At 49.5% G+C, this 15415-nt stretch carries 15 protein-coding genes; all 15 read left to right on the forward strand.

The window, feature by feature from the left end:
* Nucleotides 1–75: 75 nt before the first annotated feature.
* The 15 genes from ACO0KZ_RS13990 to ACO0KZ_RS14060 all read left to right on the forward strand — a co-directional run bounded on the left by ACO0KZ_RS13990 (nucleotide 76) and on the right by ACO0KZ_RS14060 (nucleotide 15324).
* Entirely contained in the window at nucleotides 76–474 is a 399-nt protein-coding gene (locus ACO0KZ_RS13990) for a rhodanese-like domain-containing protein (protein ID WP_422996231.1), read from the forward strand.
* Between the two features lie 102 nt (nucleotides 475–576).
* Nucleotides 577–954 carry a YchJ family protein gene (locus ACO0KZ_RS13995; RefSeq protein ID WP_422996233.1) on the forward strand — a complete coding sequence of 126 codons (378 nt, stop codon included), beginning with the start codon at nucleotides 577–579 and terminating at the stop codon, nucleotides 952–954.
* Between the two features lie 151 nt (nucleotides 955–1105).
* Entirely contained in the window at nucleotides 1106–2728 is a 1623-nt protein-coding gene (locus ACO0KZ_RS14000; RefSeq protein ID WP_422996235.1) for a carboxyl transferase domain-containing protein, read from the forward strand.
* Between the two features lie 200 nt (nucleotides 2729–2928).
* A complete protein-coding gene (locus ACO0KZ_RS14005; protein WP_422996237.1) occupies nucleotides 2929–3732 on the forward strand; it encodes an enoyl-CoA hydratase/isomerase family protein in 804 nt (267 codons plus the stop codon).
* Nucleotides 3733–4043: 311 nt separating this feature from the next.
* Entirely contained in the window at nucleotides 4044–5417 is a 1374-nt protein-coding gene (bioA, locus tag ACO0KZ_RS14010; RefSeq protein ID WP_422996239.1) for an adenosylmethionine--8-amino-7-oxononanoate transaminase, read from the forward strand.
* Complete coding sequence (bioF, locus tag ACO0KZ_RS14015) at nucleotides 5414–6598, forward strand: 8-amino-7-oxononanoate synthase (RefSeq protein WP_422996241.1); 1185 nt, start codon at nucleotides 5414–5416, stop codon at nucleotides 6596–6598. Before bioA ends, bioF begins: the two co-directional genes overlap by 4 nt.
* Before the next feature lie 232 nt (nucleotides 6599–6830).
* Nucleotides 6831–7517: a dethiobiotin synthase gene (gene bioD / locus ACO0KZ_RS14020; RefSeq protein ID WP_422996243.1), complete on the forward strand. Its 687-nt coding sequence runs from the start codon at nucleotides 6831–6833 to the stop codon at nucleotides 7515–7517.
* A gap of 20 nt (nucleotides 7518–7537) precedes the next feature.
* Nucleotides 7538–8584, forward strand: a complete 1047-nt coding sequence (gene bioB / locus ACO0KZ_RS14025; protein WP_422996624.1) for a biotin synthase BioB — start codon at nucleotides 7538–7540, stop codon at nucleotides 8582–8584.
* 25 nt (nucleotides 8585–8609) lie between these two features.
* Entirely contained in the window at nucleotides 8610–8843 is a 234-nt protein-coding gene (locus ACO0KZ_RS14030) for a hypothetical protein (RefSeq protein WP_422996245.1), read from the forward strand.
* 23 nt (nucleotides 8844–8866) lie between these two features.
* The gene (locus ACO0KZ_RS14035) at nucleotides 8867–10861 is read left to right on the forward strand and encodes an acetyl/propionyl/methylcrotonyl-CoA carboxylase subunit alpha (protein ID WP_422996247.1); all 1995 of its coding nucleotides are present in this window, start codon (nucleotides 8867–8869) and stop codon (nucleotides 10859–10861) included.
* A gap of 57 nt (nucleotides 10862–10918) precedes the next feature.
* Nucleotides 10919–11290, forward strand: a complete 372-nt coding sequence (locus tag ACO0KZ_RS14040) for an endonuclease domain-containing protein (RefSeq protein WP_422996249.1) — start codon at nucleotides 10919–10921, stop codon at nucleotides 11288–11290.
* 160 nt (nucleotides 11291–11450) lie between these two features.
* Nucleotides 11451–12380 (forward strand): 2-hydroxyacid dehydrogenase, encoded by a 930-nt coding sequence (locus ACO0KZ_RS14045; protein ID WP_422996251.1) that lies wholly within the window; start codon nucleotides 11451–11453, stop codon nucleotides 12378–12380.
* A 2-nt stretch (nucleotides 12381–12382) separates the two neighbouring features.
* Nucleotides 12383–13315: a hydroxymethylglutaryl-CoA lyase gene (locus ACO0KZ_RS14050; protein WP_422996253.1), complete on the forward strand. Its 933-nt coding sequence runs from the start codon at nucleotides 12383–12385 to the stop codon at nucleotides 13313–13315.
* Nucleotides 13316–13323: 8 nt separating this feature from the next.
* Entirely contained in the window at nucleotides 13324–14388 is a 1065-nt protein-coding gene (locus tag ACO0KZ_RS14055) for an acyltransferase family protein (protein ID WP_422996255.1), read from the forward strand.
* A 144-nt stretch (nucleotides 14389–14532) separates the two neighbouring features.
* On the forward strand, nucleotides 14533–15324 hold the full coding sequence (locus ACO0KZ_RS14060; RefSeq protein ID WP_315486238.1) for a TIGR00266 family protein: 792 nt from the start codon (nucleotides 14533–14535) through the stop codon (nucleotides 15322–15324).
* The last annotated feature ends 91 nt before the right edge of the window (nucleotides 15325–15415 follow it).

A 15415-nucleotide genomic window follows, 5' to 3' on the forward strand; every position in this document is an offset into this window, starting at 1 on the left:
TTGAGCAACAGAGCAGCGCGGGTTGCACCCGCCCTACGAGAACGAGCCAACCTAAGAAACGAGATTGGAAGAGACATGAAAAAAGGCTACAAACAATTAGTCGACGAAGCAAACGCGCAGATCAAAACCTATAGCGTAGCCGAAGCGCAGGCGAAGCTAGGCGATCCGCAAGTGCAATTCATCGACGTGCGCGATATTCGAGAGCTCGAAAGAGAAGGCATCGTCCCTGGCGCATTCCACGCACCACGCGGCATGATCGAATTTTGGGTCGACCCAGATTCGCCTTACTTCAAACCGGTGTTTGGCGAGAACAAAGAATTCATCCTGTTCTGCGCAGCTGGCTGGCGCAGTGCTTTGACGACTAAGACGGTGCAAGACATGGGTTTGGAAAATGTCGCGCACATCGATGGCGGCTTCGGTGCATGGAAGGCCGCGGGTGCGCCTACGGCGGTGAAAGAAAGTAAGAAGACGTAATTGAACACAGTGACAAATGTAGGGCGGGTGCAACCCGCGCCGCCCGACGCTTGAACGACAGCGCGGGTTGCACCCGCCCAACAAAAAATGATTAGGTAAAGTGTGAGTAAAACAATCTGCCCCTGTGGCTCAAACAAAGATTTCGAGCAATGCTGCCAACGCTACATCAGCGGTGCAGAGTTCGCACCAACAGCAGAAGCCCTGATGCGTTCGCGCTACACCGCTTATACGCTTAACGATGAAGCGTATCTGCGAGCAACTTGGGATGAGCGTACTTGCCCCAAAGAACGCATCGTTGACGGCGGTGCATCGAAGTGGTTAGGTTTAGAAGTGAAGAAACATGAAGCACAAGAAAAAGAGGCGATGGTGGAGTTTGTCGCCCGTTACAAAATTGGTGGCAAAGCCCATCGCTTGCACGAGAAGAGTCGGTTCGTGAAGTTTGATGGCAAATGGTTTTATGTTGATGGAATTTACGAATGAAAACCGCTCAACACAGAGACACTGAGATACGGAGAAAACCAGGAGAAAGACGAAACTTTTGTTTTTCTCTGTGTACCTCTGTGTCTCCGTGCCTCTGTGTTGAGAGGTTTAAAAAATTGAGCAATTGCGTAATACGTAATCTGGAAAAATTATGACAACCCTAGAATCCAAATTAAATCCTCGCTCTGAGGACTTCAAAGCCAACGCTGCGGCGATGCAATTGATCGTTGATGATCTCAAAGAAAAAGTCGCCAAGATCGCGCTGGGCGGCGGTGAGGAAGCGCGCCAAAAGCATCTCGGTCGCGGCAAATTATTGCCACGTGATCGTGTGCAAAACTTGCTTGATCCAGGTACACCTTTCCTAGAGTTTTCCCAGCTCGCTGCCTTCAATATGTATAAAGAGAAGAACGATGCGGATGCTGCACCGAGTGCGGGTGTCATCACAGGTATCGGTCGCGTTGCTGGACAAGAATGTGTGATCGTGTGTAACGATGCGACGGTGAAGGGCGGTACCTATTATCCGCTCACGGTCAAAAAACATTTACGCGCGCAAGAAATTGCCGAGCAAAATAACTTGCCTTGTATTTATTTGGTGGATAGCGGCGGTGCGAATTTGCCGAATCAAGAAGACGTATTTCCAGATCGTGATCACTTCGGTCGCATCTTCTATAACCAAGCGAATATGTCAGCCAAAGGTATTCCGCAAATCGCCGTAGTGATGGGTTCTTGTACCGCCGGTGGTGCGTATGTGCCAGCGATGAGTGATGAATCCATCATCGTTAAGAACCAAGGCACAATTTTCCTCGGCGGCCCTCCCTTGGTGAAAGCGGCAACGGGCGAAGTGGTCAGTGCGGAAGACTTGGGTGGTGGCGATGTCCATACACGTTTGTCGGGTGTGGTCGATCATTTGGCGCAAAACGATACGCATGCCCTCGCGATGGCGCGTCAAATCGTGTCGAACTTGAATCGTCAAAAACCACAAACGGTGGTCATGAAAGCCGTGGAGGAACCGAAGTTTCCTGCGAGCGAATTGTATGGTGTGATTCCGGTCGATACCCGTAAGCCTTTCGATGTGCGCGAAGTGATTGCGCGTGTGGTGGACGGTAGCCATTTCGATGAATTCAAGGCGCGCTATGGCACGACTTTGGTGTGCGGTTTTGCGCATATCCATGGCATGCCAGTTGGCATCATCGCCAACAACGGTATTTTGTTTTCTGAATCCGCATTGAAGGGCACACACTTCATCGAACTGTGCTGCCAGCGTAAGATTCCACTGATATTTTTGCAAAACATCACCGGCTTTATGGTCGGACGCAAATACGAAAACGAAGGCATTGCCCGCAATGGTGCCAAGATGGTGACCGCAGTTGCGACCGCCAATGTGCCGAAGTTCACAGTCATTATTGGCGGTAGTTTTGGTGCGGGTAATTACGGTATGTGCGGCCGCGCTTACTCTCCACGTTTTATGTGGATGTGGCCAAATGCCCGTATCTCGGTTATGGGTGGCGAGCAAGCAGCCAGCGTGTTGGCGACTGTACGCCGCGATGGTATCGAAGGCAAAGGCGGTAGCTGGAGTGCGGAGGAAGAGGCCGCATTCAAACAACCAATCAAAGACCAATACGAACATCAAGGCCATCCTTACTATGCGTCTGCACGATTGTGGGACGACGGTGTGATTGACCCTGCGGATACACGTATGGTGTTGGGACTCGGTCTAAGTGCGGCTTTGAATGCGCCGATTCCTGACGCAAAATTCGGTATTTTTAGGATGTGATTTTTTTGCCGCAGAGGCGCGGAGTACGCAGAGTTTTTTGCTTGTCATTCCCGCGAAGGCGGGAATCCAGCGACTTGAAGACGTAAGACACTGGATCCCTGCCTTCGCAGGGATGACGCTTCAGTTTTCGGTATTGATTTGAATCTTAACTCTGCGTTCTCTGCGCCTCTGCGGCAAAGCCTTTAAATGAAAGTGTAACCATGTACCAAACCCTCACCCTAACTAGTGACAACAAAGTCGCCACAGTCACTTTAAATCGCCCAGACGTTCGCAATGCGTTTAACGAAACGACGATTGCCGAGATTACGCAAGTGTTTAATGAATTAAGTAGCAATAACAGTATTCGTGCGATTGTGTTGGCGGCGAATGGCCCGGCGTTTTGCGCGGGCGCTGATCTTAATTGGATGAAGAAGATGGCGGACTACACGCATGCTGAAAATCTCGCCGATGCGGGGCAACTAGCAGCGATGTTGGCAGCGATTTATACCTGCAGCAAGCCAGTGGTTGCGCAGGTGCAGGGCGATTGCTATGCCGGCGGTATGGGCTTGGTGGCGGCGTGTGACGTTATCGTCTCCGTCGATACGGCGCAATTTTGTTTGAGCGAAGTCAAGTTAGGATTGATTCCCGCGACGATTTCGCCGTATGTGATTAAGGCCATGGGTGAAAATGCCGCACGTCGTTATTTCCTGACTGCAGAGCGTTTCGACGCGGCGCAAGCCCTGCGCATAGGTTTTGTGCATGAAGTGGTCGGAGCAGATGCGCTAACAGCGAAAGTGGCCGAAATCGTCAAAGCACTAGTAACCAACAGCCCGAATGCGGTCGCCCAAGCTAAGGTATTAGTGCGTGAGGTCGGCGGTCGTGAAATTACACCTGCGTTGATTGCGAATACCGTAGAAGCCATCGCCGTGATCCGCGCCTCCGAAGAAGGGCGTGAAGGAGTGCGCTCTTTCTTAGAGAAGCGCAAGCCAAGCTGGCTCAGTTGGGCAAGAATTGATCACGTATAATGGCGGGTTAAGTGATTTTGCTCCCTTCTCCCGCAAGCGGGAGAAGGGTTGGGGATGAGGGTGGTCAAGGTTTCCGCAAGGCAAGCGAAGTACTAGCATTGCGGACTCTGAATCCCCCTCACCCTAACCCTCTCCCGCTTCCGGGAGAAGGGATGAAAAGCAAATTCGTAGGGCGGGTGCAACCCGCGCCGCATGACAGTCGAACAACAGCGCGGGTTGCACCCGCCCTACAAAAAATGAAACAAATGGATACCGGATCAATTCCGGTATGAAAGCAAGATTAGTGTATTTGGTTTAGTTTAGGAACAAAGTTGACCGCAGTGAATACCGAATTGAAAACACCGAGTAATTCATGGGTAGAGCGTAGCCTGCAAAGCGTGTGGCATCCGTGCACCCAAATGCAGCATCACGAGACCATGCCACTCATTCCTGTCAGTCATGGCCGTGGTGCCTGGTTGGTCGATATGGATGGCAAGCGCTATTTAGATGGCATCAGTTCGTGGTGGGTGAATTTGTTTGGTCACGCTAATCCGCGCATCAACGCGGCATTAAAAGAACAGCTCGATCAATTGGAACATGCGATGTTGGCAGGCTTTACGCATGAGCCAGTGATTCGTTTATCGGAAAAACTGTCAGCCTTAACGGGCGGTGTACTCGGTCATAGTTTTTACGCGTCGGACGGTGCGTCGGCGACGGAAATCGCCTTGAAGATGAGTTTTCATTTTTGGCGCAATCAAGGTCAAACTGAAAAACAAGAATTTATTTGCCTCAAAGGCAGTTACCACGGCGAGACCATCGGCGCTTTAGCAGTCACCGACGTCGCATTATTCCGCGATGCCTACGGCCCTATGATACGCAATGCGCATGTCGTGGCGTCGCCCGATGCACGTCAGGCGCTTGATGGCGAAACCGCGATCGATGTCGCACGACGTGCCGCCGCTGATATGGAACGCTGCTTGCAAGAACGCGCAGGTAAAATTGCCGCGGTGATTTTGGAACCTTTAGTGCAGTGCGCGACAGGTTTTGCGATGCACGACCCTGAATATTTGCGTTTAGTCCGTGCGCTCTGCGATCAATATCAAGTTCATCTGATTGCTGATGAAATTGCGGTAGGCTGTGGCCGTAGTGGTACTTTCTTCGCGTGCGAAAATGCGCAAATCTGGCCTGACTTTGTGTGTCTTTCTAAGGGCATCAGTGGCGGTTACTTGCCATTGTCTTTGGTGATGACACGCGATGACATTTACCAAGGTTTTTATCACACCGATGTGCGTCGCGGGTTTTTGCATTCGCATTCCTATACTGGCAATCCTTTAGCTTGTCGTGCAGCCTTGGCGACCTTAGAAATTTTTGAGTCTGACGATGTGTTGGTGCAAAATCGCGTGAAGGCTGAAGCGATCACGCAAGCATTGCAGCCACTAGCGCAACACGCTCAAGTCAAACATTTCCGCCAACAAGGCATGATGTGGGCTTTCGATGCTGTGTTTGATGGAACGAAAGACGAACAAGCGGCGAGGACTTTCTCTCGCCGTTTCTTCACGCAGGCTTTGCAGGAAGAATTATTATTACGCCCAATCGGCAACACGGTGTATTTGATGCCGCCGTATATTTTGAATCAAGAAGAAATAAGTTTAGTTGGCGATCGCATGCTGAAAGTCTTCAACCAAGTCATGGGAGCAGCAGCGTGATTTTGCTCGATCAAATCCAGAATGAATTAGCAGCTTTAGATAGCAAGAGTCTGCGTCGTCGCCGTCGTCATGCAGAGAGCCCAAGTGCACCGCGTGTCAAAGTGGATGGTCGCGATATGCTGGCGTTTTGTAGTAATGATTATCTTGGTCTGGCGGCGCATCCTAAGATCGTCGCCGCCTTGCAAGAAGGTGCGGATTTATATGGCGTCGGTAGTGGTGCCTCACATTTAATCAGCGGCCACAGCCGCGCCCATGCTTTGCTTGAAGAACGTTTGGCTGAGTTTGTCTCGCCCCATCTTCATCAAGCACGTGCCTTGTATTTCTGCACGGGCTATATGGCCAATCTCGCGGTATTGGCGGGCTTGGCGGCGGTATCTGGAAAAGACACGGAATTGTTTTCCGAATCCTTGAATCATGCGTCATTGATTGATGGCGCTAAACTCTCGCGTGCGAAGTTGCATGTTTTTCCGCACGGTGATGTCGCACACTTACGAACGCTATTACAGGCATCGACTGCAGCGACCAAGGTTGTCGTCAGCGATAGCGTCTTTAGTATGGATGGCAATCTGGCACCAGTGCCCGAATTACTTGCGGTGTGCGAAGAATTTAATGCATGGTTGGTCATTGATGATGCACACGGTTTTGGTGCCTTAGGTGCCAATGGTCGCGGGGTTTTAGAGCATTACAATTTATGCTCTCCTAATTTGGTGTACATGGGAACATTGGGCAAGTCCGCTGGTGTCGGCGGTGCCTTCGTTGCCGCGCATGAGGATGTCATTGAATGGCTGGTCAATAAAGCCCGTCCGTATATCTATACCACGGCAGCACCACCGGCTTTGGCACATGCTTTACTGACGAGCTTGGATATCATTCAAGGCGAAGAAGGACAAGCGCGACGCGCTCATTTGCAAGCTTTGATTGCGCAGTTACGCCGTGATTTGAAGCTGAAGCGTTGGACTTTGATGCCATCGGATACCGCGGTGCAGCCTATCGTGATTGGTGACAATGCCGAAAGTTTACAAGCCGCAGCGACTTTGTACGAGCAAGGATTTTGGGTGCCTGCGATACGACCACCGACAGTGCCGGTAGGAACGGCACGTCTGCGCATTACTTTGTCTGCTGCGCATACTAGTGAAGATTTGGCTTTGTTGATTGATGCTGTGAATCGGCTAGAAGTTTGAGATCTTAAAGTTCCCTCTCCCGCAAGCGGGAGAGGGCTAGGGTGAGGGGCGCTCAGAGAGTGCATAGTTATTCTGATGTGCGTGATAAAGAATCATTGAACTAATTTGGACCACCCTCATCCCCGGCCCTTCTCCCGCTTGCGGGGGAAGGGAGAGAAGATACAGCACGGATTGCATCAGCGCCACTAGAGTGACGATGTAAGAAGTATTTTTGAAGAACGAAGTTTAAAAAATGCAAACCAGAAAAAACGATTATTTCATCACAGGCACCGACACAGAAATCGGCAAGACCTTCACCACGTCCGCTTTGTTGCGCGCCTTTGCAAAGCAGGGCAATTCGACGCTAGGGCTGAAACCGATAGCCTCGGGTGCCGAGGAAATCGATGGTGTTTTACATAATGAAGATGTCGATAGTTTAGTCGCGGCATCCAGCGTCAAAGCGCCACAGGAAATCGTTGTACCGTACTTAATGCGAACACCAGCAGCACCGCATATCGTTGCCGCGGTAGAAAACGTGAAGATGGATGTGCAGCACATTGCAAGTTGCTATCAACAAGCGCAGCAATTGGCAGACGTGGTCTTAGTCGAAGGTGTAGGTGGATTTTGTGTGCCTTTAGATGATGAAACCACTACCGTCGACTTGGCGCAGCGTTTGACCTTGCCGGTCATTTTGGTGGTTGGCATGCGTCTCGGTTGTATTAACCATGCACTATTGACGGCACAAGCAATCAACGCGAGTGGGCTACGTTTGGCGGGTTGGGTGGCGAATACGGTTGATACAGACATGAAGTTTTTTGAAGAGAATGTGCAGACGCTGAAACAGCGTTTAGGTGCACCTTGCCTAGCTGTGATGCCTCGTTTAGCGGTCAATGAGTTTGAGCAAGCGAGCCAGTATTTAGATTTGAATTTATTGAAGTGAAGGAAATGAACATGGAACACATGGAGCAAGCGGTCGATAACGCAAAAGCTAAAGAGACAGTGCAAGGCATACAGTTTCACGCACCAGTGAAAGCCATCGAAGCGGAAACCTGGCCGGTTGACGATGTGATGGCATTGTTTGATTTGCCTTTCAATGATTTGATGTTCAAGGCACAGGTTTTGCATAGAGAAAATTTTCCGAATGCCGATGTGGAACTGGCGACTTTACTGTCGATTAAGACCGGTGGATGCGAAGAAGATTGTGGCTACTGCCCACAAGCAGCGCGCTACGATACCGGCGTTGAAGCGAAGAAGTTGATGGACGTGCGTGAAGTCTTGAATGCAGCCAAAGCGGCGCGCGAAAGTGGCGCAACTCGCTTCTGCATGGGCGCAGCATGGCGTTCGCCAAAAGATCGTGACATGGAAAAAGTCGAAATCATGGTACGTGAAGTCAAAGCCATGGGTTTAGAAACTTGCGCGACCTTGGGCATGCTCAAAGAAGAGCAAGCGCAGCGTTTGAAAGATGCTGGCCTCGATTACTACAACCACAATCTCGATACCGCACCTGAGTTTTACGATAACGTGATTTCTACACGAGACTATCAAGATCGTCTCGATACGCTGGGTCACGTGCGTACCGCAGGCTTAAAAGTATGCTGTGGAGGCATCGTTGGCATGGGCGAAACGCGTCGTCAACGTGCAGGCTTAATCGCGCAACTAGCGAATTTGAATCCTTACCCAGAGTCAGTACCGGTGAATCATTTGGTGCAAGTTGAAGGTACACCTTTGCATGGCCTTGACCCACTCGATCCTTTGGAATTCGTACGCACCATCGCCGTCGCACGCATTACGATGCCGAAAGCACGTGTGCGTCTATCCGCAGGCCGTCGTCAAATGGGCGAAGCGGTACAAGCGATGTGTTTCTTGGCTGGTGCGAATTCGATTTTCTACGGCGATAAATTGTTGACGACCGATAATCCGGAAGCCGAAGACGACAAGGTTTTGTTAGAAAAGCTGGGTTTGAAGACGCGTGGTGTGGTGGAGAAAAAAGTGGGTAGTTGTAGTTAAGTTGCCTGATTTTTTGAGGATTGAAATGAGTTTCAAAGTCTATGAAATCGTTAGATTAATCGCAATTAACAATGGTGATTTACTTCTGTCTGACGCCTTCAATAATCGGCCTCCGAAAGTAGGCGACATAGCGACGATTCTTGAAATTTATAGTGATCCACCAGGATTTGAATTGGAATGTAGCGACGAAGCAGGTAACACAGTATGGCTACTCGGTTTTCAAGAAAAAGATGTTCAACTCGAGCTTGTTAATATTTGAATTAAAAGAGAAAGATCAAAATCATGTTTAGCAAAATCCTCATCGCCAATCGTGGCGAAATTGCTTGCCGTGTTGCGGCGACTGCTCGTCGCATGGGTATTAAAACGGTGGCGGTGTATTCCGAAGCCGATGCCAATGCCAAGCACGTGGCGGTGTGTGATGAAGCGGTCTTGATTGGCCCAGCGCCAGCGAAAGAAAGTTATCTGCGCGCCGATAAAATTATCGAGGTCGCGTTGGCGACCGGCGCACAAGCGATCCATCCTGGCTATGGCTTCTTGTCTGAGAACAGTGAATTTGCAAATGCCTGCGCCAAAGCGGGCATCGCATTTATTGGCCCACCAGCGTCTGCGATTGAAGCGATGGGTAGTAAGTCTGCAGCGAAATCCTTGATGGAAAAAGCCAATGTACCTTTGGTGCCCGGCTATCACGGTGATAACCAAGATCCAGATTTCTTGCAAACCGAAGCAGATCGTATCGGTTATCCCGTATTGTTAAAAGCCAGTGCTGGTGGCGGTGGTAAAGGCATGCGCGTGATTGAGAAGTCGGCTGATTTCAAAGATGGTCTGGCCTCTTGCAAACGTGAAGCGATCAATTCTTTTGGCGACGATAAAGTCCTTGCTGAAAAATATTTGCAGCGTCCACGCCATATCGAGATTCAAGTATTTGCGGATACCCACGGCAATTGCGTGTATCTGTTTGAGCGCGATTGCTCAGTGCAGCGTCGTCATCAAAAAGTATTAGAAGAAGCCCCAGCGCCTGGCATGACCGCTGAACGTCGTGCAGCGATGGGCGAGGCCGCGGTCGCAGCAGCAGAGGCGGTTGGTTATGTTGGTGCAGGTACAGTCGAGTTTATCGCCAATCAAGACGGTTCTTTCTACTTCATGGAAATGAATACGCGCTTGCAGGTCGAGCATCCAGTGACTGAAATGATCACTGGTACAGATCTGGTCGAATGGCAATTGCGCGTAGCCGCTGGCGAGAAACTACCTTTGCAACAATCTGAATTGCAAATTCACGGGCACGCCATCGAAGCACGTGTATATGCAGAGAATCCAGAAAAAGGTTTCTTGCCATCCATCGGTACCTTGCGTCATGCACGTACACCAAGCGCCGTCAATTTCGAACTCGGTGGTTCACCAGATCCGGCATCATTCAGGATAGATAGTGGCGTACGCGAAGGCGATACGATTTCCCCTTTCTACGATCCTATGATTGCGAAGATGATCGTGTGGGGCAAAGACAGAACAGAAGCCTTGGCGCGCATGGCGCAAGCCCTGTCGCAGTACCAAATCGTCGGCTTGCATTCGAATATCGCTTTCTTATCACGTTTGATTACGAGCCAAGCGTTCTCGACTGCGGATTTGGATACCGGTTTGATTGAGCGTAATCAAGACGCTTTATTTCCGACGCCAGCACCAGCGAGTCTGAACGCCTTGTCTTTCGCCGCAGTGGCATTGATTAGGGCAGAAAATACGGGGGGCAGCGATCCTTGGCAAAGCAATCAAGGCTGGCGTATGAATACGCAAATGCAACGTGGTTTGCAATTTGTGGAAGAACATCAAACGCACGCAGTGCAAGTGACTTACACGAATGATGCCTGGGTAATTGCAGCGAATGGTACTAGCCAATCGGTACGACTGGTACATCAACAAGAAAATGACTATGTGTTGGCAATCGCTGATCAAACTGTGACCTCGACGGTAGTGCGCGATGGCGAACATTTCCACGTCTTTAGTCAAGGTGTGCACACTGATTTGCATTACAACGACGTATTGGCGCATGCTGGTGAAGCCGAAGCAGAAGGTGGACGATTGACAGCACCAATGCCAGGCAAGATCGTTGCCGTAGTGGTGAAGAATGGCCAAGAAGTGAAAAAAGGCGAAGCGCTATTGATCATGGAAGCGATGAAGATGGAACACACGATCTCAGCGCCGCATGATGGTGTAGTGGAAGAGGTCTTGTATGCGGTGGGTGATCAAGTGACTGAAGGTGCGCCTTTGTTGAATTTTAAACAGTAATGATTGTAGAACCCCTCTCCCGCGAGCGGGAGAAGGGAATAAAAAGCGAAGGCGATAATGGAAAACATTTCTCCCCACCATCCGCAACAGACTCCCGAAGATCTGAAAGCGTATGCACGAGAAATGCGTAAAAAAATGCCAGATGCAGAGCAACTGCTTTGGTTTTTACTTAGAAATAGAAGAATGGCGGGAGCCAAGTTCCGCAGACAGCACGCAATAGGTCGTTATATTCTTGACTTTTATTGTGTAGAAAAGAAGCTAGCGATAGAGCTAGATGGTGGTCAACATATTGAGCAACAGACTTATGATCAACATCGCGATGCATATTTAAAGCAACAAGGAATTGAAGTTCTGCGATTTTGGAATAACCAAATGCTGTTAGAAACCGAGGCGGTCCTTGAAGTGATTTATTCAAAGATCGCCATATAACCCCCTCGTCTTCAAGCGGCAATATTTAAAAGCATGGCAGTCTCGTAGGGCGGGTGCAACCCGCGCTGCTCAGGTACTCAAAAGTTTGGCGGCGCGGCTTGCACCCGCCCTACAATTTGGTTTAATCGTTCAAATGTTTCTCTAAATTGGCAGACAAAAAATGAACATAATTTATTACGCAGCAGGTGCCAATCCTGAAGTTTGGTTAAACGCTTTCCACCGCTATCTGCCCGATGCGACAATCCGGATTTGGGAAGAAGGCGATAACGCGCCAGCCGATTATGCGCTCGTGTGGAAACCACCCGCAGCCATGCTGCGAGGACGTACCGACCTGAAAGCGATTTTTAATTTGGGCGCTGGTGTCGATGCGATTTTGCAGCTGGGTGATAATTTACCGCAAGGCGTGCCCTTGATCCGTGTCGACGATGCCGGCATGGGTGTGCAAATGGCGGAGTATGTTAGTCACGCGGTGCTACGCCACTTCCGCCGCTTTGATGAATATGATGCGCTGCAAGCGGATAAGCAATGGCGACCATTACCACCTCATCGTAAAGAAGATTTTAGTATTGGTGTTTTAGGGCTCGGTGTTCTCGGACATTGCATCATTGATGGTTTGCGTAGTTTTGGTTTTCCTCTGCTAGGTTGGAGTCGTTCGGCGAAGCAGATAGTCGGTGTACAGTGCTTTCATGGCGACGATGGCTTGGACGCTTTCTTAAGTCAAACCAAAGTCTTGGTCTTGATTTTGCCATTGACCAAAGAGACCGAAAACTTGATGGATAAAGCCAAGCTGGCAAAGTTAAAACAAGGTGCGTATATCGTGAATGTTGCCCGTGGTGCGCATATCGTAGAAGACGATTTATTGGCGTTGATACAGCAAGGTCATATCGCCGGTGCGACACTCGACGTGTTCCGTGAAGAGCCCTTACCGCCTACGCATCCATTTTGGAACGAAAAACGCATCCACATCACGCCACACATTTCTGCATTGACTGTGCGCGAGGAAAGCGCGAAACAAATTGCGCATAAGATAGCCGCATTGCAGCGCGGAGAATCCGTTGTCGGCGTAGTTGATCAAAGTAAGGGATATTAAGAATGAACACACAAATGAACGCACAAGCAAGCTTACCAAAACAAGTCAAGATCGTTGAAGTTGGCCCACGTGATGGACTGCAAAATGAAAAAGAAACGATTCCTGCGGAAGTTAAAATTGAGCTAGTGAATCGTTTGACACAAGCAGGTTTTGTGAACATCGAAGCGGCCTCCTTTGTCTCGCCAAAATGGGTGCCGCAAATGGCAACTTCGACCGAAGTGATGGCTGGCATTACGCGCAAAGCGGGCATCATCTATTCCGCGTTGACACCGAATATGAAGGGCTTCGAAGCGGCCTTGGCTGCGGGTGCAGATGAAGTCGTGATCTTTAGTTCGGCGTCCGAGGCCTTTGCGCAAAAGAATATCAATTGTTCGATCGCGGAATCGATAGAGCGTTTCCGCGATGTCGCAGCGGCAGCGAAACAACATGGCCTGCGTTTGCGCGGCAGTATTAGTTGCGCCTTTGGTTGTCCCTATCAAGGTGAGGTCACGCCAGAGCAAGTTGCCGATGTAGTGAAACTGATGCGCGACTTGGGCTGCGATGAAATCGATATCGCCGATACCATAGGCGTCGGCACACCGCGTCATGTGCAAACGGTGATGCAACGCGTCGCACAAGAATTTCCTATCGCGCAAATTTCTGGCCATTTTCATGACACCTATGGCCAGGCATTAGCGAATATTTATGCCAGCATGGAAGTCGGCGTCAGTATTTTCCATTCTTCAGTTGCTGGTCTCGGCGGTTGCCCTTACGCCAAGGGTGCGACTGGCAATGTCTCGACAGAAGATGTGCTGTTCATGATGCAGGGATTGGGCGTGGAAACTGGCATTGATCTCAATGCCGTGGTGGATGCGGGTCAATTTATTTCTCAACATTTGGGACGCAAAGCGGTCAGTCGCGCGGGTAATGCGATTGCCGCGAAACGTCTTGCCTAAAACTTGGTGTGCTAAAGATTTTTTCTTCCGCTCCTACTTTGGGTGAGCTCGCTGTCGGTAAAGACAATAATTTCAATTTATTGCGCTTGCTGGCGGCGTTTGCTGTTTTAATCAGTCATAGCTTTGCCATGCTCGGTCACCCCGAGCCTTTTGCTGCGAGTGTTGGTAAGAATCTGGGCGCGATGGCGGTTGACGTATTCTTTGTGACCAGCGGGTTTTTAGTCTGTGCGAGTTTGATGCGTAGCCGAAATGCACTCGATTATTTACGGGCGCGCGCATTTCGAATTTTCCCTGCCTTGTGGATGATGCTGGTGTTCAGCGTTTTTGTATTGGGCGCTTGCTTTAGTCGGCTTGACTTCGCGAGTTATCTGCAGGAGACCCAGACATGGCGTTATTTTCTAAAAAATGCGGTCTTGATGGGTGGCGTGGAATTCTACTTGCCAGGCTTGTTTGAACAAAACCATCTGAAAGGCATAGTGAACGGCTCTTTGTGGAGCATGATCTATGAGTTGAGTATGTATGTTTTGTTGCTGCTTGCTTGCACAGCCTATTTTTATGTGGCGAAATATCGCACGCATGCATTAGCCTTAACCGTTGCGCTCGCGATGTTTTTGTGCGCTTGGTTTGTAGCTGATCGCTTTTATTTTTTAGAGCATTTTCAGTTGTTACGATTTGTCTGGTTCTTTTTTATTGCCAGTACTTTTTATTGGATTCGTTATCGTTTGCCGATGTCGGGAACAATCATAGCCATGATCGTTGCTTCTGCTTTGATCGCTTTGTGTATCAGTGGCCATGCGTTTTTGATTGTGTATTACCTGGCTTTACCCTATGTGATTTTCTACTTGGCCTATGTGCCAGCTGGAAAAATCCGCGCATTTAATCGCTTCGGCGACTATTCTTATGGCGTATATTTATACGCTTTCCCCCTACAACAAGCTTTGCTTGTTAGCTACTCTGGCTGGACTGTTGCCGCGCTTGTCATCGGCGCCGGCGCTTTGACTTTAGTATGTGCTATCTGCTCGTGGCACTGGCTAGAACAGCCTGTTTTGGCATTGCGCATACGTTCTCACTAAGCACGCCTCTGCGGTATTCATAGAAAATTTTTACCGGAGAAATTTTCTAATTTCTCAGAAAATACTCGTTAAAATGCTCAGCACTTTCTGCAGTCTTTCAAAGTTTCCGCAGAATTTTTTTAATCAAGAATAGAGGGACTCATCATGGCAATGGATGTAATCGATTATCAAATTTTTGGCGACGACATGCAATTCGTAGAGATCGAACTCGATCCGCGCGAGGCTGTGGTGGGTGAAGCTGGTTCTATGTTTTACATGGAAGATCAGATTCAGATGGAAACCATCTTTGGTGATGGTTCCGCTTCGCAGGGTGGCATTTTAGGTTCTTTGTTAGGCGCTGGAAAACGACTGGTCACGGGTGAATCTTTGTTCACCACGGTGTATACAAATGAAGGCAATGTAAAGCGCAAGGTCGCGTTTGGCGCACCTTATCCAGGCCGAATTATTCCTATGCATTTGGATCAATTAGGCGGTACCTTGCTGTGTCAAAAAGATGCCTTTTTATGTGCGGCAAAAGGTGTCTCACTGGGCATCGCATTTCAAAAACGCCTTGGCGCTGGCTTCTTTGGTGGCGAAGGTTTCATCTTGCAAAAATTAGAGGGCGATGGACTTGCCTTTGTACATGCTGGTGGTGCTTTGATCGCCAAAGATTTGCAGCCTGGTGAAACTTTGCGGGTCGATACTGGTTGCGTCGTCGCATTCACTAGCAATGTGGATTACGATATTCAATTTGTTGGCGGCGTAAAAACCGCTCTGTTCGGGGGCGAAGGTATTTTCTTCACGACATTACGCGGGCCCGGCAGAGTCTGGCTGCAGTCTTTACCATTAGCACGTATGGCGAACAGAATAGTGGGAGCTTCGAAAATCGGCGGTAGTCGTGGGGGTGAAGAAGGCTCGGTGTTAGGTGGCTTAGGTAATTTGTTTGAGCGGAACTAAAATTAATGCGTAATGTGTAGTGCGTATTAAAAAAGGCTGGTGCATTAGAAGCACCAGCCTTTTTCAATTGAGAACCTTGCTAGTTTGTGTT

Origin of the sequence: Undibacterium sp. Di24W (assembly GCF_049340325.1) — a bacterium.
Classification (GTDB): Bacteria; Pseudomonadota; Gammaproteobacteria; order Burkholderiales; family Burkholderiaceae_D; genus Undibacterium.